Genomic DNA, 25557 nt, shown 5'->3' with positions numbered 1-25557 from the left:
TTTAGGCGCATTCTGCGAGTTGCTCAAAATGGGGCAAACCTCTTCGCCCCATATTCGCCGCGCCTATCGCATCCAGAGTAATGCAAAGGTGTCGTTATTCGGCTCTACGCGAGAAATACAGGACGTTGAACCCAGCCTGTCTGAGTTATAACTGCCACGAGCAACCCAACAGTGAGTGGTACCATACAAGTCAATCTGCCAACCCACCTGGTAACTGCTACGATACACATCATCATCCCAGGCCAGATAGTCCGGATTCACACAGCCAATTTTAGCCGTACTGGCATCATCATAATCAGTGCGGCAGCCTGGGATATCTCTCAGTTCCTTCATGTAATCTCCTCGATCCAGGAAGCCCCATGAATATCGGATCAGCTCCAGCTCTTGCGTTGTCAGGTTGTCGGCAAAAGCATTCTTATTGTTATTGCAGCCTGTGCCTACTGGGCAGGCAATTTGTTCACGGGCATCCGCAAAGCGGGCTAAATCGCCCTGATACAACCACAGCTTGGTCGGTGCCAGAGGGTTTGTTTCGGGGACTGTGCCGTAATCTGAGATCCGCGCCTTGCCGCCCGGCTCAGTATTTGGGTAACTGCCAACCAGTGTCCAGCCACCCCCATTGGTTGTCATATCACAGTACACAGAGAGCGGTTCGTCATTATCGTCGACAATCTGATACACGCCATCGCCGATACTTGCACCGGCATCCAAAATTTGTTGACAGGTTCTGAATGCTTCATCAGCCGCACTCGCCATGCCCCAGTCCCCCGCGCGTCCATCGTCACTGTGCCAGCTGCCCTGATAGTGTCCTGATGCACCGCGGTGGCCAGAGAAATACTGACTCTGACCTGATACTAGATCGCTCACTTCAAAACGAATACTGGTGCCATTCGTGCTAGTGGAGCCAGACAGAATTTTGTTCTCTGTCGTAGCGATAAAGTGTTTGCTAAACCCCTGCATCGTAAAATCAAAGGTCAGCTCATTGACCAGTACACCATTGTGATGGTTATCCATATTGAGTAAGTAGGTGCCTTCGAATTGTGTCGGTGACTGGTTAGCAAAAACGCTGCCGCTAAGTACGGCGAGTGATAGTAAAGTCCGATAAGAGCTCATAGTTAAATCCCTAACTTATAAAGAAAATGTACTTTAAAGTCATTTGTTTCACTATTCAATACGACTAGATGATGATAAATACCCTATTCCTGTGACGATAATTTAGACTCCTCCAACCTCTCTGGCTTCTCCATTATGTTTTCATAATTATGTATTACGGTTCGATGTAATTATCATGACTAGGCATTGACTCTTGATACACACACTCTCAGGCGACACCAGCCCGGACTCGTTTCCAGCCATTACTCCTCAGCAGCTAGGCGCGACCTCGTTCAGAGCTGACTATGGCGTTAAATATGCGTATGTCAGCGGCGGTATGTATCGGGGCATCGCCTCATCAACACTGGTGATTGCCATGGCAAAAGCGGGCTTATTAAGCTTTTTTGGCTCAGGTGGCTTGTCTGTTGATGTCGTTGAGCATGCGCTAAATGAAATACAAAGCACGCTCACAGAGGAACAGAGCTTTGGTCTCAACCTGGTCTGCAACCTGACTCGTCCAGAGCAAGAACTGGCCCTGGTAGAACTGTGTCTGAAACGTCAGATTCGTTGCCTGGAAGCCGCGGCCTTTATTCGCATTACCCCGGCATTGGTACTGTATCGCCTGCGTGGTCTGACGCGAAATGAGCAGGGCCAGGTAGTGTCGGCCAATAAGCTGATGGCCAAAGTGTCACGCCCCGAAGTCGCCAGTGTGTTTTTAAGTCCGGCCCCGGACAATCTCGTTGCCCAATTGCTGGCAGAGAAACACATCACTTTAGAGCAGGCCGAGTTGAGTAAGCACATTGCCATGTGTGACGACCTGTGTGTAGAGGCTGACTCCGGCGGTCATACCGATCAAGGGATGCCAGCGGTGCTGCTGCCTGCCATGCAACAGTTGCGCGACACACTCAGTGCGCAGTATCAATTCAACACTGTGCCCCGGATTGGACTGGCCGGTGGCATTGGTACGCCGACCTCCGCCGCAGCCGCGTTTATGATGGGGGCGGACTTTATCCTGACCGGTTCAATTAACCAATGCACGGTCGAAGCAGACACCTCAGCAGCAGTAAAAACCCTGTTACAGGACATTAATGTTCAGGACACCGACTATGCCCCTGCCGGAGATATGTTTGAACTGGGTGCCAAAGTACAGGTACTGAAAAAAGGCGTATTTTTTCCAGCCCGGGCACAAAAGCTGTATCAGCTTTATCAGCACTACCCCTCTCTGGATGCGATTCCCGCAGAACAACGTAGTCAGCTTGAAAACAAGGTGTTTAAAAAGACCTTTAGTCAAATCTGGCAAGAGACCAGTCAGTACTTACATCAGCAAGGGCGCAGTGCAGAAGTAACGCGCGCAGAGCAGGAACCTAAGTACAAGATGGCGCGCGTATTTCGCTGGTATTTTGCCCACTCAATGAAGCTGGCATTTGCAGGAGAGACACAAGAGCGGGTCAATTTTCAGGTTCATACGGGACCTGCACTGGGGGCATTTAATCAGTGGGTCAAAGGCACAGCACTTGAATCCTGGCAACACCGCCATGTTGCCGATATTGCCCAGCAGCTCATGACGGCTACCGCCGCCCTGCTGACGACCCGGACCCGCCTCTGGCTGGCCCCTGAACACGTCGATTAACCACACTGGCGAGGCAACAATGAAAAGTTATTTATTTCCCGGACAGGGCGCACAATACGTTGGCATGGGCAAAGCCTGGTTTGATTTGTTTCCCGAGCAAACCCAGACAGCCAGTGACATTCTGGGTTACTGCATTAAAACCCTGTGTCTTGACGACCCACATAAACAACTGAACCAGACCGAGTACACTCAGCCTGCCCTGTATGTGGTCAGTGCCCTGGCGTTTTTGGCCCATCAGCAGCGCGATCCGATCCCCGCAGATTTTATGGCCGGGCACAGTTTGGGCGAATATACCGCGCTATTTGCTGCCGGCGCAGTGTCTTTTGAAGATGGCCTGCGACTGGTGCAACAACGGGGTGCCCTGATGAGTCAGGTAAACGATGGCGCGATGGCTGCAGTGCTGGCATTGGACGAAGCCGCTATCAGAGCCTGTCTGAAAGAGCATCATCTGGAAACACTGGACATTGCCAATCTGAACAGCCCTCAGCAAAGCGTACTGTCCGGCCTGAATGACGACATCAGTCGCGCACAACAGGCCATTGAGCAGGCCGGAGGACGGTTTATTCGGCTCAATACCAGCGGCGCATTCCATTCTCGCTACATGGCCGGTGTACAGGCTGACTTTGCACGCTGCGTGGCAGAGATTGAGTTCAAAACCCCCAGCGTACCGGTGATTGCCAATGTCAGTGCACAGCCCTACCAGGACCACACTATCCAGTCGCAGCTGATCGCCCAGCTTACCGGCTCTGTGCGCTGGACTGACAGCATTGCCTACCTGCTGGCTCAGGGTGACATGACTTTTGTCGAACTGGGACCGAAGAAAATCCTCACCAAATTAGTGGCTGAGATTAAGCAGCAAGCAAGCAGTCAGCCTGTATGTCATGCTGCGAAGACCACGACATTGACGACCCCAATAGCACAACAGATTGAGCGCTGGAACCAGTCCCATCATGTCGGCACTCAAATCCGGGTCGCTCATCTTGGCGAGCCCTTGCGCACACGGACCCCAGCCATGCTGTTGTTCGGCCACCGACCCGCGGTGTATGTCGAAGGTGTTCAGGGTTATATCGCACTCGACGAAGCCACACCACTGTAACTAAAGACAAGATTATGCCCCGGCACAGGCCGGACACAGAATAACGACCCAACTTTTGGACTGAAACGATGAAATACTATATTGGCCTTGCCACCTCCTTTCATGATCCTGCCATTGCGATTGTCAATCAGCAGGGTGACGTGATTTTTGCCGAAGACGCCGAGCGTTTTCTGGGCTACAAACGGGGCCTGTACTGCCTGCCGGATAACCCCTATTACATCGAGGAAGTCCTGAAGACCTATTGTAGTGATTGTACGGAACTGGTGATCGCAAAAACCTGGAGCAAAGGCCGCGAGAAAAGTACCAACATCCTTGAAAACGTAGTGCTGAGCATACTCGAGACTTTCTCGTTTAATATCGACGTGAACACCCGCGACATCAAGGACCAGTTCTATTTTGCCAGAGCCTCACAGGCAGCTGCAGGGCGTACCCTGTCGCGCTTTTTTGAAGCCTCATGCCGCAACTTTATCGTGGGTAACTACCGCAATAAAAAGCCCACCGAAGTACGTTATTTTGACCACCACCTCACCCATGCCGCCAACGCCTGCTTTAACAGCCCGTTCAGCGAAGCTTCCTGTCTGGTGGTAGACGGCATGGGCGAGAAAAGCAGTATCGACTACTTCACTTATAAAGACGGCAAGATCACCCCGGCGCCCATCAAGGTGAAGCGCTCATTCAAAAGTCTGGGCCTGTTTTACACCATTATTTGTGAAAACCTGGGCTTTGATCCGCTCAAGGGCGAAGAATGGAAAGTAATGGGTCTGGCGCCTTATGGTAAAAAAGACCAGAAAATCTACGATCTGCTGCGCGCCTCTTTGCAGGTGAAAAACGGCAATTTCGTGGTACCGAAAAACCTTAATGCCATCATGAAAGAGATCAAAGCCATGGCGCGCGAGCCTGGCGAATCCATCGAAGCCTACAAAGATTTTGCCTACACCGGACAATTGGTATTCAGTGAAATCTTTATGGATCTGATCGATGCCATCTACGAGCATGCACCGTCGAAAAACCTCGCAATTTCAGGCGGCTGTGCACTGAACTCCTCCTTTATGGGCACCGCGCTGGCGAAATCCAAATTTGACAACATCTTTGTGCCATCTGCCCCGGCAGATGACGGCAATGCCATTGGTGCTGCCTTGTTGTGCTACCAGCAGGATAACCCAGGCTGGCAGCCTTCTACGCAAATTCAGAGCCCCTATACCGGCTCTGAGGTGAAGCAAAAATCACTGGATAAACTGCACCGTTACAGCCACCTCAAAGCCACCGATTACGGCGAAGACGTCTATAAGAAAACCGCAGAGTTTCTGGCTCAGGGGAAGATCATCGGCTGGGCGCAAGGTCGTGCTGAGTTTGGTCCGCGCTCTTTGGGCAACCGCTCAATCCTCGCCAACCCGTGCCTGGTGGACATTAAAGACACAGTGAATGCTCGGGTTAAGTTCCGCGAAGAATTCCGCCCCTTTGCACCATCTATCCTGCATGAATATGGCGACGAGTACTTTGAGGATTACCAGGAATCCCCTTACATGGAGCGTACTTTGGTGTTTAAAGAAGCGGTGCGCGACAAAGTCCCGGGCGTGGTGCACGTCGACAACACAGGTCGCCTGCAAAGCGTGAAAAAGGAATGGAACGCGCCATACTACAAACTGATCGACAGTTTCCGTGAAATCACGGGCGTGCCCGTACTGCTGAACACCAGCTTTAACATCATGGGTAAACCCATTGTCCACTCCGTTGAGGACATGCTGGCGGTGTTCCTGATGTCTGGTATTGATGTGCTGGTGATCAACAACACCATTTACGAGAAGTAACCCAGTGGCAGTCACAGTATTGATGTGGCTGCCCGATTGAGAAAGACCCGCGCGACGCATCGACAACAGCGTCCGCGCAGCCCGACTAGACGTTTATCGAGACAGACCATGACAAGCAAACACAACCCGCAGACCCCCTCTTTGCCAGACAAGACACCGGATATTGCCATCGTCGGCCTGTCTCTGCGTTTTCCGGGCGCCGATAACAAACATCAGTTCTGGCATAACCTCAGTCATAAAATCAGCAGCATCAGCGAAGTGCCCGTTGAGCGTTGGGACTGGAAAAAATACTACGACCCAAAGCCAGATAAACAAGCACAAAAGAGCATCAGCAAATGGGGGGGATTTATTGGCGATATCGCCGGATTTGATGCCGGCTTTTTTGCTATCTCACCCAAAGAAGCGCAGAGTATGGATCCCCAGCAGCGCCTGAGTATGGAGCTGGCCTGGGCCTGCTTTGAAGATGCGGGCCTCACGCCATCGCAGTTTAAAAATACCGCCACTGGCGTCTATCTGGGGTGCAGCAATACCGACTACCAGGAGTTTTCGACCGGTAATATCGACCCGCACTTTCTGACCGGCATGTCGACCGGCGTGTTTGCCAATCGCATCTCGCACTATTTCAATTTTCAGGGACCAAGTGAAACCGTCGATACAGCCTGCTCTTCGTCTTTGGTGGCCATTCACAAAGCCATGAATGACTTTCGCTCAGGCGAGATCAGTGCGGCACTGGTTGGTGGCGTCAACTTACTGATCACCAAAAACCGCTATGTCAGCTTTAGTAAGCTGGGCGTGCTGTCACCTCAGGGGCGCTGTAAAACCCTGGATGCCGAAGCCGATGGCTATGTCCGTGGCGAAGGCGTGGGCATGGTGTTGTTGCTGCCAGTAGAGACCGCCAAAGCGCTGAATGCGACCATCTATGGCATCATCAAAGGCAGCAGTGTGGGACACTCAGGTAAAACCAATACCCTGACCTCACCGAGTCCGTTTTCGCAGTCCCGGGTGATCCAGCAGGCCATCGACAATGCCCAGGTTGGCTCTGATCAGATTGGCTTTGTCGAATTACATGGCACCGGCACCGTACTGGGCGATCCGCTGGAGATCCAGGGCCTGAAACGCGCCTTCCGCGCCAGTAAACAGCAAACGCCCGATACGCCTTGCTATCTCAGCACCGTGAAAACCAATATCGGCCATTTAGAGTCGGCTGCAGGTATTGCCGGGGTGATCAAAACCTTGCTGGCCTTTGAACATGAGCAGGTGCCACCGCTGCAAAACTTTGAGACGCTGAATCCGAAAATCTCTCTGGAGAAATCGCCGTTTAAGTTAGCGACCGAGTGTATGCCCTGGCCGGGCGAGCAGCGCCTTGCCGGCATATCCTCCTTTGGCTTTGCCGGGGTAAATGCCCATGTGATCTTAGAATCACCGCAACGCCTCAACCCAGAGCGCCCGGCGTTAGACACCGCCCTGCCGATCGTGCTGTCGGCCAGAACCCGAACCGCCCTCACGCAGCGTGCCGCAGACTTGCTTGCCTATCTTGAGACGGATAACTCGGTTGAGCCGCTGGATTTAAGTTATACGCTCACGGTGGGCCGGGAGTCGATGAAACATCGTATGGGGTTTGCAGCGGACTCGCTGGCCTCCCTCAAAACACAACTGAGCAATTTCGTTTCAGGTGAGGCTGGCGACTGGCACTATAGCAAAGTTGGCGCCACGACAGAGCAGATTGAAGTCACACACGAAACACTCGATGCACGTATAACCGGCTGGGTACAGGGCGATGTCATCGACTGGCAAACCAGCTATAGCGACCTCTGCCCGCAACGGATCAGTTTGCCTGCCTATCCGTTTGAGCATAAACCTTATTGGCTCGCTGCAGAAGACGAAGCGCAGCCCTCACACCTGCACCCACTGCTGCATCGCAGTATGCCGGCACTGGGCGAGCAGCTCTTTGCCAGTGACTTTACGGGGAATGAGTCCTTTTTACGTGACCATCAGGTGCAGGGGCAGGCCATGCTGCCCGGCGTCTGTACGCTTGAAATGGTGCACGCGGCCATGACCTTGTCTGGCCAGCTAACGGATAGTCAGTCACTGCGACTGAGCCAGGTGAGCTGGCTCAGACCGGTGACCATCAACGCGCAGAGCGGCCCCGTTTATTTGTCGCTAAAACAAACCGATGATCGGGTGACATTTGAGTTATGGCGCGAAGCAAACGATGCCCGCCAGGTCTATGCCAGCGGTCAGGCCGAGGTCACAGAGCACAGCGTCACAACAAAAGACATTGCCGTGTTGTCTAACCCCCGCACAATCGCGACCTCTGAGTTATATCAACAATTTAGCGCAGCGGGTGTGAACTATGGCCCGGCGTTTCAGCGCCTGACGACATTGTGTGTGGCGGGTCAAAAGGCACAAGGCACACTGGCCCCGATAAACGCCCCGGATTTTGCCTTTGCGCCAGAGCAACTCGACAGTGCCCTGCATACCCTGCTGAGCTTTGCAGAAGAAGCCCAGCCGGGACTGCCCTTTGCACTGGAGCAGGCTGAACTACTCGCGCCACTCCCGTCTGGTAAAACCTTGATAGTCTGTGCGACCCAACATACCCATGCAGATGCCAGCAGCCAAAGATTTGATGTGGAACTGTGCGATGAACAAGGTGCGGTATATGTCCGTCTGCGAGGTTTCTCGACCCGCTCAATGACGCACGATGCCGATGCGACTCGGCTGTTTACCGTACTCCCTGGCTGGCAGCATCTAACAGCACTGCCGTCTGCTGAAACGACTCAAAGCAGCTTTGATTATCAGGGGCCTGCGTCACTCAAACCAGCCTGGTGTTCAGACTCGGCGGCGCCCGCTGATCACCTGCTGTGGGTCGCCAAAGACGAGTACGCAGATCCACTTACGCTGTTTACTCACCTCAAAGCCCTGATCGAACAAGGTAAAGGCACAGAGCCGCTGGCCATCACTTTGCTCACCTTCCAAACACAGCAAGTGCATGACGAAACCGTCGATGCACACGGCGCAGGGCTGATTGGGTTGCTGCAAAGCGTGGCCCAGGAATACCCGCGCTGGCATGTGCGCATTGTCGATTTGAGTGCTGAATGCAAAGAAGAGGCAAGCAACTGGCAACAAGCGACGCGCTTACCAGCGGGCTTCTATGCACACCGCGACGATATTTGGCATCACTTCAGCGCCTGCGAGCACACCTACCTGGATGCAGGTGAGTCAGCCTATCGCCAGGGTGGCGTCTATCTGGTTTTGGGCGGCGCAGGGGGTCTGGGCCAGGTCTGGAGTGAATGGATGATCCGCCAGCATCAGGCGCAAGTTATCTGGGTTGGCCGTCGCGCACTGAACCAAGACATAGAGCAGGCTATCAGCAGACTGGGGGAATTAGGCCCTGCACCGCATTATATTCAGGCCGATGCCTGCGATGAAGCAGCCATGCGTGCCGTGATGCACACCATTGAGCAAAGCTATGGGCAACTCCATGGCGTGGTGCATTCTGTCTTACATCTGGAAGATCAGAGCCTGGCCAACATGGACGACGCTCAGTTCCTGAGAGCTTATCAGGCCAAACAGACCAGTGGTGAAACCCTGCTTAGCGTGTGTAAAGATCAGTCGCTCGACTTTGTACTGCTGTTCTCTTCAATGCAATCTTTCTCGCCTGCCCCTGGCCAAAGTAATTACGCTGCGGGCTGTCAGTATCTGGATAGTCTGGCCCGCTCGGCCAGTAATGAACTACCCATTAAGGTGGTTAACTGGGGTTACTGGGGCGACGTTGGCCGGGTCAGTGACCCGTTTTATCAGCGTAAGATGCGCCAGGCCGGGATTGGCTCTATCAACGCGCACGCAGGCATGACGGCGCTGGCAAAGTTCATGTCCTCTTCGCTGACGCAGGTGGGCGTGGTGAAAATGACACCAGAGCGAGCACAGGCGGCGCTGGTACGCAGCAGTTATTCTTCAGAATGTCGCTATAACGCATTCCAACCTGAACTGGCCGCACCGGCGCTGGCGCTCAATACCCAACCCACAGACGGAGAGATCCTTTATGCACTGTGTCAGGCGCTCATTAATGCACGCTGGCAGCATCCGGCTGAGCGCACCAAGGCGTTATCAGACTTGCCAGACTATTTTGCATTATGGTGGCAGGAAACCGCACGCTACCTGAGCGAGGCCGGTTTACTACAAGACGATGTGCTGGCTCTGCCCGAGCCACCAGCTAATCTGACCATACTGGAACAGGATGACTATGCGCTGCTCAACGCAGCGCTGGCGGCACTGCCCGAAATTTTATCCGGCCAGCGCAAAGCCACTGATGTGCTGTTTCCCGGCGGCTCATTGGCTCTGGTTGAATCGGTATACCGGGATAACCCGGTGGCCATGCACGCCAATCAGGCACTGGTTACCCAACTTACCCACTATCTGGCAAGTTTGGGTGAGCAGCCCATTAGGATCTTGGAAATTGGCGCTGGCACCGGCGGCACCACACGCACAGTGCTGCCCGAATTGCACGATTTTAATGTCACTGAATACGCTTACACCGACTTGTCGCAGGCCTTTTTCAGCCATGCCAAAGCACAATTTCAGCCAGACTACCCCTTTGTACAGACCGCCTATTTTGACGCCAGCAAGCCACTTGTTGAGCAACAAATTGACTTAGCCAGCTATGACGTGGTGATTGCCACCAATGTGCTACACGCCACCGCAGACATGCTGAGTACACTGAACAACGCCAAGGCCTGCCTGAAGCGCGGTGGCCTGCTGTTGATCAACGAAGTCACTCAGCCGTCGCTGTTTACTCAGCTGACCTTTGGCCTGCTCGAAGGCTGGTGGCTGAGCAAAGACACCACGCTGCGCCTGCCAGGCTCTCCTTTATTGTCGCAGCCACGCTGGCAACAGTTACTGAGCAGCAATGGCTTCGCGCTGGCAGCCTCTGCCACTGACGCGCAATCACCACAGCAAGTGCTGTGCGCGCAAAGCAATGGCCGCTTGGTGCAACAACGCTCAAAACCGGCTCAACAGACGACACAAATTTCAAACCACAATACAGCCATGCAACAACCCGAACAGACACAGACCGACTCGCAACCAGCAACAGACAGCGCAACCCTGAGTGATTTCGTTGCCCAAACCCTCTCGGGGATCGCCAGCCAGGCGCTGAGCATGACAGTGGATGAATTAGACCCGGATGATTCATTTGCCGATTACGGCGTAGATTCGATCCTGGCTATTCAGATCCTCGATGAGATCAATGCCCGTTTTGCTCTGAGCCTGCCGCCAACCTTATTGTTCGACTTTCCGTCCATCGCGACGCTGAGCGCACACATAGTGGTTGAGCACAGCGATAAGGCAATGGCAGTAATGCACAAAGCGCAGCCTGCCATGGCGGCTGCGCAACACGCTGCGCCAAAGTCAGTTCAACCCGCTACAGATGAAGTGAAACCGGCTCACAAAGCCAGTCATAACAACACAGACAAAATTGCCATCGTGGGCATGAGTGGTCAGTTTGGTGATGCCAGCAATGTCGACGAGTTCTGGGAAATGCTGAGCAACAAACGTACCTCGGTGCGTGCGCAGCAACGTTGGGATCTGAACGACTTATCGCCCGACGCACAAAACTGGTGTCGCTACGCCAGCTTGCTGGATGACATTGCCAGCTTTGACGCGCCGTTTTTCTCCATTACACCGCAAGAAGCAGAGGTGATGGATCCGCAGCAGCGACTGTTTTTGCAAGAAGCCTACCGGGCGCTGGAAGACGCCAATATGATCACTAAGGCTGCGGGCAGCAATACCGGGGTTTATCTGGGCTGCGCACAGGGCGACTATGCCTCGCTGGCACCCCAGGATGCCCCGGCGCAGTTGTTCTGGGGCAATGCCGGTTCAGTGATTCCGGCGCGGGTTTCTTATTATCTGAACCTGAAGGGGCCGGCGCTGGCCATAGACACCGCCTGTTCGTCGTCACTGGTGGCTATGCACAGTGCCTGTCAGGCGCTGAAAAATGGCGAAATTGACACCGCACTGGCCGGCGGCGTTGCCACGTTGTGCACCCCGCAGTTCTCACAACATGCCGGTAAAGCAGGCATGCTCAGTGCCGATGGTATCTGCTATACCTTTGACGACAGAGCCAATGGCTTTGTGCCCGGCGAAGGCGTCGGTGTGGTGGTATTAAAACGCCTGAGCGATGCCGAGCGTGATGGCGATCATATTCTCGGGGTCATTTTAGCCTCAGCCACCAACCAGGACGGCACCACCAGCGGGATCACGGCACCCAGTTCGGTTTCTCAGCAGCAGCTACATAGTCGTATATATGAGCAATTTGATATCGCCCCGGACTCTCTGAGTCTGATTGAAGCCCATGGCACCGGGACCAAGCTGGGTGATCCCATTGAATTTCAGGCCTTGACCCGGGCATTTCGTGCAGCGACCCAGCGCAACCAGTTCTGTGCACTGGGGTCGGTCAAAACCAATATCGGCCACTGCCTGACCGCCGCAGGCGTCGCCGGTGTGATCAAAACCATCCTCGCCATGCAGCACAAAACCATTCCGGCTTCACTACATTATCAGCAGGGCAACAGCCATATCGACTGGCAGGATACGCCGTTTTATGTTGCACAGGATACGCAGCCCTGGAACGTGCCGGATGGCCAGCCACGTCGCGCCGGTGTCAGCTCCTTTGGGTTCAGTGGTACCAATGCCCACCTGATCCTTGAAGAATATCAGCCGACAGAAACCGCTTTACAGGTAGCCAGCGATAAGCCGGTGATCATTGCACTATCAGCCAAGTCACCCGAGGTGCTGCGCGACAAAGCCCGCAAACTAGCGGACTGGCTCGCGCAGGCGCAACTGGATGACAACGCACTTGAGGCCCTGGCTTATACGCTGCAAAGCGCGCGTGAAGCCATGGACTGTCGTCTGGCCTTTGTTGCCCACAACCTGGCCCAGGTGCACACCCAGCTCAGTGACTTTGCTAACCAACAAGCTGGTACCTATAAACAGGGCAACAGCAAGCAAGGCAAAGCCATTCTGGCAGCGCTGGATAAAGACGATTTTAACCGCTGGACGCAAGCCGGTGAGCTCAGCAAACTACTCGCTTTATGGGTGGTCGGTGCCGAACTCGACTGGTCTGCATTTTACGCCTCTCAGCCGACCATGCTGCGCCTGCCAACGTATCCGTTTGCCAACACTCCATACTGGCTCAGCGGAGCACCCAAACTCACGCAGATGAACCCGCAACCGGCCCCGGCTGTGGTCAAAGCAGACTCGCTGTTGCACCTCATCCCGCAGTGGCAACCGCTGGACGTGGCTTCACAGGCAAACTGGTCTGGCAAACGCCAGGTCATTGCTCTGGCACCACATAACGAGATACCTGATGCCATTGTGCTGCAAGATACATCTGGTGACACAGCACAGCGTATTGAGGCGCTGACCATCGCCCTGATTGCGCACATCAAACAGCTTGCCAGCACCACCGAGCCTTTGCTTATCCAGCTGCTCGTGCCTGCGAGTGAACCTCTGCTGATGGCGCTGGCTGGTTTGCTGAAAACCGCTGCACTGGAACACCACCTGCTGAGTGTGCAGCTGATACAAAGCGATACACCAGCACAATCTGCGGCGCACCTTGTTCAGGCAAGCCAGTATACCCAGCACAAAGTGCTGCGTTTTACTCAGGGTCAGTGCGAGATACAAACGCTGACGCCACAACACAGCGATGTGCCCACTCTGATGCCGTGGAAAGAAAATGGCCTGTATCTGATCACGGGTGGCCTTGGCCAGCTGGGCCAGAGCTTCACCAAAGAGATACTCACCCATACCCGCCATGCCCAGGTCATTATCACGGGCCGTCGCACCGCACCAGAGTCGCTCAGCGACCTGGGCGATACAAGCCGAATTCATTATTACCAAACTGATATCAGCGCTCAAACCCAGTGCACTGAACTACTTAACCGTATTGGTGCGCAGTATGGCGCTCTGACCGGGATTTTGCACAGCGCCGGTGTGATTGAAGACCAACTGATTGCGAGCAAAACTCCAGAGGCAGTCCAGCGCGTGCTGGCGCCCAAAGTCTGTGGGGTGATGGCACTGGATGAGGCTAGCAAAGCACTACCACTGGATTTCTTTATCTGCTTTTCATCCATTGCTGCGTGCTTTGGTAACCCGGGTCAGGCCGATTATGCCACCGCTAATGCTTTCCTGGATGCCTATATGATCAAGCGCCAGCAATGGGGTGAACAAGGTCAGCGCCATGGTTTGAGCCTGTCCGTAAACTGGCCGCTATGGGCACAGGGTGGCATGCAAATGGACGCCGTTAAGCAGAATTTGCTGCGCTCGCAGGGCCTTGCCGCCATGCCTGATACGCTGGGCCTGAAGGCCTTCTACCAGTTGTTTAGCGAGCCGCATACACAGCAGTGCTTTTTATACGGTAACCCGGACAAGCTCGCACGCTGGATAACCCCGCAAGCCAGAACACAAACTCCGAGCACCGCGCCACAGAACGCAACCACGCTGAGCGATAGCGCTTTAATGGACCATCTTAAAGCCGTGGTGGCGCAAGTCAGTAAACTGCCAGTGGAAGAGCTCGACAGCGACCTCGACTTCCGGGATATGGGCTTTGATTCCATTATGCTGATGTCCGTGGTACAGCAGCTTGAGGCCAACCCTCTACTTGGCCTGGACGCTCTGCCACCTGCATTGTTATTTGAGGTGAAAACCCTCAACCAGTTGCATGCATATCTTGTTAAACAGCAACCCAGTATCGCCACTGTGCAGGTAACACACGCAGAGCCGGTAACCCAACAAGCACCACTAGGGCAACTGCCACTATCAAAAGCCCAGCAGGGTCTGTGGCTGCTACACAAGCAAAACCCGGCGCTGAGCAGCTATAATATCCCGCTGGTATTCGAGCTTGCCAGCCTGGACATTGCCCGTATGCAGCAAGCACTGGACAGCCTCTGTCAGCGCCACCCTGCGCTGCGCCTGCGAATTTACGAAACAGACGGTCGACCCACTCAACAGATCCACCCTGATGCAATCCGGATTGAACAAACGTCTTTGGCACCGACCTCTAAGGCTGCCCTGACTGACGCAATACAACAGACCATTGCGATGCCTTTTGAGCTGTCAGGTCCTTTGCTGCGCGCAACTGCCTGGCAAGTGGCGTCGGACGCTCAGTCACGGCATGTAATGGTGATTGTGCTGCACCATCTGATCATTGACGGGGTCTCCGCCACCCAACTGTTGTCTCAGCTGTGGGATGCCTATCATGAAGGCATCCCAGCGGCAGAGCCTGATCAGGGCTTTTTCGACTATCTTGACTGGGAACAACAGCTGCTGGCCAGTCCGAGCGCAGACACGCTGAAGCAATTCTGGCAGCAGTCACTAAACCCTGCGCACGCACCGCTGACCCTACCCGGTAAGCACACAACGGAGATCTGTCCGGACGAGCCAAACAGTGCGCGCGTGACACTCAATTTACCTGCCGGCACAGAGCAGCAAATAGCGCAGTTTTTAACCCGCCACAAGCTTAGCACCTCAGTGTTTTTCTTAACTGTGTTTCAGGCATTACTGAGCCGCCTCACTGGTCGCAATGAGCTGATACTGGGTACACCTGTGATGCAACGACCCAAAGCCAGTATGGCTCAGTCGCTGGGTCTGTTTGTGAATCAATTACCTCTGCCACTGAACTGCAATAGCAGCACAGACTTTGTCGGTCAGGCTCGGGCTAACCAGACACAACTGGACGCCGTGATCAGTCACAGCGCCCTGCCCTTGTCTGAGCTGCTCAACGCCGTCAATGCTCCGCGTATACCAGGTGTTCACCCGCTGTTTCAGATTGGCTATGCCTGCCATAACTTTATTCAGGCCGACTGGGTAGAAGACAATCAGGCGCTACTGGGCGCACTGTGGCAGGAATTCCAGCAAGATGCCGAACTGGACCTGAGCCTGGAGGTTACCCCGCTGGGTGGTACCCATCAGCTGGCCTTTAAATTTGCGACCCGCGCTTATGAGCGCCATACCGTACAAACACTGACAGATAACTATCTGCAGCTGCTGGAAGACGTACTGCTGCGCGGTGACTTACCACCTGACGACCAGCGTCAGCCACAGACACCAAACGCAAAACCTGCCACTTTGGTTGACAGCTTCACCTTACAGGCCGCGCAGTACCCGACCCAGACGGCGGTCTCGTTTGCCGGTGCCACGTTGAGTTATCAGGCACTGGAGCAGCAGGCCAACCAACTGGCCCATACTTTAATTGCCAGAGGCGCGCGGCCCGGCAGCCGGGTTGCCCTGGTATTGCGCCCGGGTGTGGAGATGATAGTTGCGATGCTGGCGGTGCTGAAAACCGGCAGTGCCTACGTACCGGTGGACCCCAACTCACCTGAGGACAGAGCGCGCTTTATTCTGGCCGATGCCGATCCGGCATTAGTCCTGACAAGCGACGATCTGGCGCTGCCTGTCGCGCACAGTCAGGCATATCGCCTTAGTGACTGCCTGCAAAGCAGTGCTATGGCACCTGTCACTGCCCCGGGGATACCTCTGGCACCTCAGGCGCTGGCCTATATTATTTATACCTCGGGCTCTACAGGTCAGCCTAAAGGCGTGCTGGTTGAACATCACAACATTACCGCATTGCTGAACAACACCCAGCCAGGGTTTGGGTTTAATGCCCAGGATACCTGGTGTCTGTTCCACTCGTTTGCGTTTGATTTCTCTGTGTGGGAGATCTGGGGCGCACTGGCCCATGGCGGCAAACTGGTGATAGTGGATGATACCTGCAAAAAAGACAGTGCTGCATTCGCACGCTTTATTCACGACAATCAAGTAAGCATCCTAAATCAGACACCATCGGCGTTTTATCCGCTGATGACGCATTTGCTGGCACAACCGGCGCTGACACATTCTCTGCGTACCGTGATCTTTGGCGGTGAAGCACTGGAGCTGAGTAAGCTCACTCCCTGGTTTGAGGCAGCACAGCCGCTACCCAAGCTGTTTAACATGTATGGCATCACAGAGACCACAGTACACGTTACCGAGATAGAAATTACCAGCGAGTTGGTCGAACAGAACCCGGGCAAGAGCATCATAGGAAAGCCGCTGCCCGGTTACCGCCTTTATTTACTGGATGAACAACACAGTCCTGTCGCTGCGGGTCAGCCCGGGGAGTTGTACGTCGGAGGCTGCGGCGTCAGCCGGGGTTATCATCAAAGAGCGGTGCTGACCGCAGAGCGTTTCATCCCTAATCCGCTTGCCGGGCAGAGCGAGGAACGCCTCTATCGTACCGGCGATCTGGCACGCCTTAATGCACAGGGCCAGTATGAATATCTGGGCCGCTGCGACGATCAGGTTCAGATCCGTGGACACCGTATTGAGCTGGGCGAAGTACAGCATGCCCTGCTGACCAACCCGGCTATTAACGATGCCTGCGTGCTGGCTGCCAGCAAACGTCATGGTGAGGTGCTGGTGGCCTACCTGGTCACCCTGGTGCCGCTATCCGATGAAACGATTCGTGCCGAGTTGTTAAAGGTTGTGCCCGAATACATGGTGCCGGCGTATTTTGTCTCGGTGCCCGCGCTGCCTCTGACCAACAATGGCAAAGTCGATAAACAGGCGCTGCTCAGCCAGCTGCCGTTTAACTCACACACGGCGCAGGCCGGGCGCTCAGCCATGGAGGCAAGCCTCAGTGCAGCGGCCCCCACAGCTGGCGTCTCAGGGCGAGATTTGCATGCTGAGGTCTCAGCCGTCTGGTGTGATGTGCTGGAAGTGGAACAGGTTGCGCCGGATGCGCCCTTTTTCACGGTCGGGGGCAATTCCCTGCTGGCCAATGTACTGGCCACCAAACTGAGCACCAGGTTCAATATCGACCTGCCGCTGACAGAAGTGTTTCAGTACAGTACCATAAACGCCCAGTGCGACTATTTATCGACTAAAGTCACCAATCCAATTGCAGCGCCTGTACGAGTACCAGAGCCGATCCATCCTGCAAAGCCGACAACTGCTGATCAGGCCATCGCCATGATAGGCTTGTCCTGTCATTACCCGGACTCTCAGGACGCGCAGGCATTCTGGCAAAACCTCATTGAAGGCAAAAACTTTGTTCGCCATAGTCAGTGCGCCGAGTCAGACGCAGCTATGATCTGGCTCGATACCTGGGTAGAGGGTCAGGATGCATTCGATCCCGGCTTTTTTAATCTCTCAGAAAAACAAGCTCGTACCATGAGCTATGCACAGCGACAGCTATTGCTGCATGCCTGGAAAGCGGTGGAAGATGCTGGTTATCGCAACGAGCAGATCCCCAATACCGGCGTGTATATTTCCGCCTCTGGCGGCGATCTGACCGATCTTAACCTGCATGACAAGTTCAGCAACGGGGAATTTGTTCTCAATGCCGAAGACTATGTTGCGTCAACGCTGAATCAGCCAGGTACGCTGCCAACCAGTATTTCCTATCATCTCGGTCTGACTGGTCCGAGCCTGTTTGTGCATTCCAATTGTTCCTCGTCCCTGAGCGCACTGGCACTGGCCTGCTCGGCACTCAAAGCTGGTGAAATTGACTATGCCATTGTTGGCGCAGCTTGTTTATTCCCGCAGCGCACCACAGGATACAAAATAGAAAAAGGCCTCAACTTTGCCCCCGATGCGCGCTGTAAGGTCTTTGATGCCCAAGCCGATGGCATGATAGGCGGCAATGGCGTCTCTGTGGTGGTGCTCAAACGTGCCGATCAAGCAACCCAGGATAGGGACCACATCTACAGCCTGATTAAGGCGGCAAAAGTGAACAACGACGGCAAAAACAAGGCTGGCTTCTTTGCCCCGGGCACCGAAGGCCAGATGCAGGTGATCACCCAGGCACTAGAAAGCGCCGATGTCTCACCGGCAAGTATCAGTTATGTCGAAGCCCATGGCACTGGCACTGCACTGGGTGACCCCATTGAATTTGCTGCGCTGCAACAGGTTTATCAGCAGCATAGCGAGGAAAAACAATACTGTGGACTGGGTGCCGTAAAATCGAACCTGGGCCATACAGACACCCTGGCAGGGCTCACTGGGCTGGTGAAAACCAGCTTGTCGCTGCATCACAAGCTGCTACCCGGCACCTTGCACTACAACGAACCGAATCCACACCTCGACCTGGCCAGCTCACCATTCTACATTGTTGACAGCACACGCCTGTGGGAAACGCCTTTGTTGCCAAGGCGGGCTGCGGTCAGCTCATTCGGTATTGGTGGCACCAATGCCCACGCCATTTTGGAAGAAGCACCGGTGCAACCTAGTCACAGCACGTTGAGCAACTTGCCTTCCATCATCGTGCTATCAGCTGCGACCCCTGAGGTACTGAAACGTCAGATTAGTGAGCTACTGAACTGGCTTGAGCGTACCCTGTGCGACGACGCATTGAGAGTAAGCCTAGCCTACACCCTGCAAACGGGTCGTCAAGTCATGGCGCATCGCGCAGGTTTTGTGACGTCTTCTCTGAACGAGCTTAAAACCCAGCTGACGAATTACCTGGCAAGGAGTGAACAAGCACCTTTGAACCCTGTTCCCATTGGTACACCGGCCAGCTGGCTGGCACAGGGCAACTATCAGACTATTCTGAATCACTGGCTGGAAACTGGCTTTCAAGACTGGGACTTTTTGTATCAGGGAGAGCAGGTAAGCAAGCTGAGTCTGCCGACTTATCCTTTTGACCTTAAGCCTTATACGCTCGGCCTGAGTCAGACTCAAACAGAAGACCCGATCGCGTGCACACTGAGTGTGCCAAAGTGGCGCACTCAGCCGGTGAGCACAGACAGTAGTACCACAGCGCCAGACAGCACGTCACACTGTGTGGTGCTGTGTGACCTGCCTGACTTTGAGGTCGCAGGCGCCATCACTCAATCACTTAGCTCAAGTCATTACGCACCAGAGCAGCAGCTCAATGATTATGCGACCCAGCTGCTCAACATAGTGCAGCCACTCGCTAAAACCAGGCAACCCACCCTGCTACAGCTGGTGATAGGCAACACCCAGACCGAGCCGCTGGCTAACCTCAACAGCTGCCTGCATGGCTTGCTGAAAACCGCCAGCATTGAGCACCCGATGCTGCGTACACAATTGCTGCTGGTCGATCCAACGCTGACCATTGATGCGTTGCAAACCGTGCTGAGCGATAACCGCAACGCGCCTGACTCCGTCATTGCCTATCAGAATAGCACCCGCACAGTACTGGACTACCAGCCACTGTGCGATGCCAGCGCAGTCAGTCCGTGGCAACCCGATGGCGTGTATCTGATCACCGGGGGGCTCGGGGGCATTGGCCGTCACTTTATCGCCGAACTGGCCGCTTTGTCGTTTGCCACCACAGTGATAGTCACAGGTCGCAGAGCCGCTGACGACGTTCAGGTACAGACACAACTGCGCAACCTCAAACAAGGTCAGGTTAAACTGGTTTATCGACCGCTGGACGTTGCACAGAAGATGAATACCCTGCTGCTGGTACGGGACATAGTACGCGAATTTGGCACACTCCATGGTGTGATCCATGCGGCCGGCATCGTGCAGGATACTCTGCTGTGCAACAAAACCCCGACCTCCTTTGCGCAAGTGCTGGCTCCTAAAGTCACGGGCGTGGTGGCGCTGGATGAAGCGACTGCGGATCTGCCACTGCGCTTCTTTACCTGCTTTGCCGGGCTCAGTGGCGTACAGGGTGCTGCCTCTCAGTGTGACTATGCCACGGCCAATGCGTTTCTCGACAGCTATATGCAGCAACGTTATATCCGGGTTGGCCTTGGTGAACGTCACGGCCTGAGCGCCAGTATTGACTGGCCTTTCTGGCAAGACGGCGGTATGCAGCGCAATGCCCAGTTTACTCACACAGATACGGCGATGCCTACCAACAGTGGCATAGACGCATTTTACCGGGCACTGCAACAGCCTCAGACGCTGGTGCAATACATCCCAACAGAGCCAGTCATTGAGCAGCAAAACGCTTCCGCCATCGCAGCACCAGCGGCCCAGTTTGCTAGTGAAGCCGCGCTGGACGCTGCGTTGACAGAGCAGCTGAGCACTATGGTGGCGGCTTTACTCGGCGTGCAGCCGGATACACTGGACGGCGATACCGATCTGGGCGAATTTGGCGCGGATTCCATCGCCTTCATTACCTTTATCAATCAGCTCAACAGCCGCTATCAGCTTGAGCTGTCACCCAGCGTGCTGTTTATGCACTCAACCCTGAACAGCCTCAGAACCCATATTATCGCCGAATATGGCGATATGCTGATCGCCACGAATAACGAGTCGCAAACAAGCTCAACGGCTCCAGAAACAGAACAAGCTCCTGTAAATGCGTCAAACGATGAAGCGATCGCCATTGTTGGGATCAGTGCGGCCTTCCCCGAAGCGAGTAACCTCGACGAATTCTGGCACAATCTGAACACAGGCAAAGACTGTGTAACCCGCCACGACTGGCCACAGCCAGCCAATCACCAGCTCAGCTGGCCCGGCGAAATTAACTGGCTGGGCCGCCTGCGACGCGACACCGAGTTCGACCCTTTATTCTTCAATATTGCCCCGGCAGAGTGCGAGCGCATTCAGTTACAAGAAAGCTTGCTGATGATGCATGTCTGGCAGTGTATTGAGAATGCCGGATACGATCCCAAATCACTGGCTGGGACCAGTACCGGGTTGTTTATTGGGTGTCAGTCCGGGTATCACGAAGGGCTGATCACCTCCCCCGCATTCGCGCCGAACCGCATGAGCTACTTCCTCGACCTGCACGGTCCGAGCGAAGGGGTAGATACCACCTGTTCATCATCGCTGGTTGCTGTACATAAGGCCATGGCGGCGATCCGTATGGGTGAGTGTGAGCAGGCCATTGTTGGCGGCGTCAATATCATAGATACCCCCACCGCGTCTGTCGCCATGCAGGAGATCGGTGCGCTGTCGCCGGATGGGCGATGCAAAACTTTTGCTGCCGATGCGGATGGCATAGTGCGGGGTGAAGGCGTTGGCATGATCATGCTGAAAAAGCGCTCGGCAGCCGAGCGCGATCAGGACGCCATTTACGCCACTTTGCTGGGGTCGGCGGTTAACCATGGCGGAAAATCACAGGGCTTTACCGTACCCAACGCCCGGGCACAAACTCAGCTGCTGGACAAAGCCTGGCGCAACGCCAACATCAACCCGGCTACACTCAGCTACATCGAATGCCATGGCACCGGCACCACACTCGGCGATCCGGTTGAACTGGATGCACTCAAAGCGGCCTTTAATGCGCATCAGTGGCCTGCCCACTGTGCGCTGGGTTCAGTGAAAAGCAACATAGGCCATACCGAAATTGCCGCCGGCATCGCAGGTCTCATCAAGGTTGTTTTGCAACTTAAGCATCAGACTCTGGTGCCGTCGCTTCATGCGCAGGCACTCAATCCCTATCTGGCGCTCGAGGATACGCCGCTCACGGTACAGACCCAGACGCAGCCCTGGGAGCACGGCGATACACCCCGCCGGGCAGCCGTCAGTGCCTTTGGGATCAGTGGCGTAAATGCCCATGTGGTGCTCGAAGAATATCAGCCGAACATCACAGCGCAACACTCAGCTCAGTCAGACACCCCGGCGATGGTGGTGCTCTCGGCCACCAGCAAAGCGGCGCTGGGACAAAAAGTCGCGGAGCTTGCTAACCACATCGCGACTTTACCTGACACGCCTGAGGTATTGACACAGCTGGCCGCGACCTTAGCACTGGGCCGCACCGCACAGGCGTACAGACTCAGCTGGGTGGTGTCCTCACTGAGCGAGCTGTGCACAGCGCTGGGTGAGGCCGTGCCTGATCAGGCTCCAAAGGTCAGCAATCACAGCAGCGAACAACTGACATCTGAGCAGTTGCTATCACTGCACCAGAACCATGAATACGCAGCCATTGTGCGCCTGTGGCAGTCCGGCCAGGTATCGAGCTGGCAACCGCTTTACCCAACTCCTGTGCCAAAACTGCATCTGCCTGGTACGCCTTTTATCAGCAAAAACGAGGTTGAGGCTGAACAAACAAGTCCCTGGCTGCTGCTCGACAACCAATTTCATCCGGCTGCACTGAATCTGCCAGAGGACTGGCTGACGTCACTGAGTGCACAGCTGGCACACAGGCATATTTTGCTGGTATCAGACACTCAGACGCAACGGGCAACGCTCAGTGAACAGCTTCAAGCAAGTGGCTGTAAGGTGACTTCGCTGTGCTTTGAAAAACTGGACAACTCAGCGCTGGATCCAGAAAATCTGCCGGATACCACTTTTGTGCTGGGCTCAGGCTCGTTGTCTGACCCTGAGCAACAAATAAAACCCCTGTTTGAGCTAATGCAACTGACCGCCCGTTATGACAATCACGCAATGCAGCTGTTTTATGCCACCCAAACCGACCCGCAAACAGAGACCCGGGATGACCTGAGTGCCCTGCTACGTTGCTACAACCTGCGCAATCCACAACATAGCTGGACTTTGCTTGAACAGCTTGATGAGAATGATTGCCTGAGCGAACTATTGCTACAGGAGTTTGCCAGCACACTACTGAGCACCGCTGAGCAACAGCCGAATCAGGTGCAATACCGCAATGGAGAACGATTTGCGCTGCAACTGACGCAACTGCCAGACGCAAACGACACAGCTAAACCCGAGTATGAAATACGTCGCGGTGGCACCTATCTGCTCGCCGGTGCGCTGGGCGAACTGGGCATGGCGCTGAGCCAACGTTTGCTGGAAGACTTTGATGCGACCCTCATTTTACTGGGCAGGCGCGATGAGCAAGCAGTGCAGCCACAGCTGACCCAACTCAGAGAGGCGGGCAATGGCACAGTGCATTACCTGGCGTGTGATATTGCCGACACCCAACAGCTGGAACAACTCAGTGCCTTACTGAACGACAAGGCATTACAGCTCAACGGCGTGTTCCACCTGGGCACCACCTACACGGAAGAAGAAAACGACTGGGCCGACTTCGCTCGCTCAATGCAGGTCAAAGTGCAAGGCACTCAGCAGCTGGATGCCCTGCTCAGCAGCTACGAGCTGGACTTTTTTGTGCTGTTCTCTTCCATGGCCGTGTTTGGCAGCCTGAATCACCTGTCGTATTCGTACGCTAACGGTTTTCAAAACGCCTTTGCCCGGGCCCGAAATAAGCAAGTGGATAAGCAGCGTCATGGTCAGACTCTAGCAATTAACTGGGGCTACTGGCATTCAGATGACCCGCTGAAAAGCATCGAGAACAGCTTTGCCGAGAAAAAAGGCTACCAGTTGATCCAGATGTCGGATGCCTTTGCCCAGCTGCCTAAATTACTTAACGCCGGGCGCAGTACCCTGGCTGCCATCTGCACCACAGAGCCGGAGCGTATCATGCACAACACTGCGGCACTGTTACAGCGTAAACGCCTGACGCAATCCCGCCTTGAACACGGAACAGAAGAGGTACCTGACGCGTCTAGGGATATCGCCGCTACCGTGGTGAGCATTGTTGGCCAGGTGTTGGGGATCGCCTCCGATGAGCTGGATCTGAATTGCGATCTGTATGATTATGGCTTTGATTCCATCTCATTGCTGAAAACCTTCCAGCAGCTTAAAGCCCGGCTCAATATTGATATTCAGGCCGATGCCTTTAAGAATATGAATACCATTCAGGCACTGATCGACGAAATCGACAAGGCCCATGGCCAGACTCAGCCTGATGACGATGCGTCATTGCCTGAATTTATTGTCGATGCGGGGATTGACCTGCCGACACTGCCCGATGAAATCACGCATGCCTATGACGGTGATGTCCGCCATGTACTGCTCACTGGTGCAACGGGCTTTTTAGGCAGTCACCTGCTGGCAGAGCTGCTGGCCACCACCGAAGCAAAGATATACTGCCTAGTGCGTGCCGATAATGCAGAGCAAGCGCTTACTCGCATCAGCGACAATGCCAAACAGTATGCGCTGACTCTGGATCTGGACCGCATTGTGCCTGTCCCGGGTGATATGGAGCAATCCCGCTTAGGTGTATCCGACGAGCACTGGACACTGCTATGCCGGGACATCCAGCATGTGGTGCATACGGCGTCATATGTGAACCATATCCAGCCCTACTTTGCCTTTAAAAAGTCGGTGGCTGGTACCAATGCCCTGCTAAAACTGTGCTGCACGGACACGCTGAAGATGATCCACTTTGTCTCCAGCACCACGGCCAGCACCCAGATCAAAGACTCGCACTTTTCAGTCAACCCGCGAGAGTCCTTTATTCCAACTGACGAAGCGGCCTTGCTGTGCAGTGGGTACGGACAGTCTAAATGGGTGCAGGAAGAAAACATTCGTCAGGCATCACTCATCGGTGTGCCCTACACGGTTTATCGTTTTTCAGAAATCTCGGGCTCATCGAAAACTGGGATTGGCAACACGGATGATGTCTTCCACCGCATCCTGAAAATGATGCTCAGCATAGAGGTGCGCCCAGCTCAAAGCCCATATATGCTGGATATCATTCCGGTTGACCGCGCATCCACTTGTATCGTTGCAGGCATGAACGACCCACAAAAACGCAACCAGGTCTATCACGTGGCAAACCCCGCGCCACTGAGCATCGCGGCCTTTTATGACTTTGCCGCAGAGCGTGGCCTGCGCTTTACCCACACGGATAAAGCGGAGTTCATTCGTGCCTGTGAAGCCTACGCGGCACAGCGGGAAGGCAAAGATCAGGTCATTATGCAGGGTTTATTGTCATCACGCCCCGGTTACGACGAATACCTGTTTGAAGCCTATTTTATGCCGATGGACCCGTATGATAAGGACAACTTTATTGCGCTAACAGAGCGCTATGACATCACGCTGGGCGACTGGGAGAGTTTGTTTGATACTTACTTTACCCAGTGGCTGGAAGACAGACACTATCGGGAGATCTGGCAGGAAAGTTAAGTAGATAACAAAGCGGGCTTGATTGCCCGCTTTACTTTTAG

The 25557-nt window shown here is 54.5% G+C and carries 5 protein-coding genes; 4 read left to right on the top strand and 1 reads right to left on the bottom strand.

Annotated elements, in window-relative coordinates; all coding sequences use genetic code 11:
* Positions 1–63: 63 nt before the first annotated feature.
* On the bottom strand, positions 64–1110 hold the full coding sequence (locus tag QNM19_RS18790; protein ID WP_049866347.1) for a fibrinogen-like YCDxxxxGGGW domain-containing protein: 1047 nt from the start codon (positions 1108–1110) through the stop codon (positions 64–66).
* Between the two features lie 193 nt (positions 1111–1303).
* Between QNM19_RS18790 and QNM19_RS18785 the strand changes: the two genes are divergently transcribed.
* The 4 genes from QNM19_RS18785 (at position 1304) to QNM19_RS18770 (ending at position 25516) form a co-directional block, all read left to right on the top strand.
* Entirely contained in the window at positions 1304–2719 is a 1416-nt protein-coding gene (locus tag QNM19_RS18785) for a PfaD family polyunsaturated fatty acid/polyketide biosynthesis protein (RefSeq protein WP_049866346.1), read from the top strand.
* A 19-nt stretch (positions 2720–2738) separates the two neighbouring features.
* Positions 2739–3815: an ACP S-malonyltransferase gene (gene fabD / locus QNM19_RS18780; RefSeq protein ID WP_284027084.1), complete on the top strand. Its 1077-nt coding sequence runs from the start codon at positions 2739–2741 to the stop codon at positions 3813–3815.
* Positions 3816–3883: 68 nt separating this feature from the next.
* Positions 3884–5623 carry a carbamoyltransferase family protein gene (locus QNM19_RS18775; protein WP_284027083.1) on the top strand — a complete coding sequence of 580 codons (1740 nt, stop codon included), beginning with the start codon at positions 3884–3886 and terminating at the stop codon, positions 5621–5623.
* A 108-nt stretch (positions 5624–5731) separates the two neighbouring features.
* On the top strand, positions 5732–25516 hold the full coding sequence (locus tag QNM19_RS18770; protein ID WP_284027082.1) for a non-ribosomal peptide synthetase: 19785 nt from the start codon (positions 5732–5734) through the stop codon (positions 25514–25516).
* The last annotated feature ends 41 nt before the right edge of the window (positions 25517–25557 follow it).

This window comes from Pseudoalteromonas ardens (assembly GCF_030125445.1).
GTDB classification, from domain to species: Bacteria; Pseudomonadota; Gammaproteobacteria; order Enterobacterales; family Alteromonadaceae; genus Pseudoalteromonas; species Pseudoalteromonas ardens.
This window is presented reverse-complemented; position numbering and strand designations above follow the sequence as displayed.

Excerpts from the sequence above, each read along its gene's own strand:
- QNM19_RS18775 (WP_284027083.1), top strand. The coding sequence starts at position 3,884 with ATGAAATACTATATTGGCCTTGCCACCTCCTTTCATGATCCTGCCATT.
- fabD (WP_284027084.1), top strand. The coding sequence starts at position 2,739 with ATGAAAAGTTATTTATTTCCCGGACAGGGCGCACAATACGTTGGCATG.
- QNM19_RS18790 (WP_049866347.1), bottom strand. The coding sequence starts at position 1,110 with ATGAGCTCTTATCGGACTTTACTATCACTCGCCGTACTTAGCGGCAGC.
- QNM19_RS18770 (WP_284027082.1), top strand. The coding sequence starts at position 5,732 with ATGACAAGCAAACACAACCCGCAGACCCCCTCTTTGCCAGACAAGACA.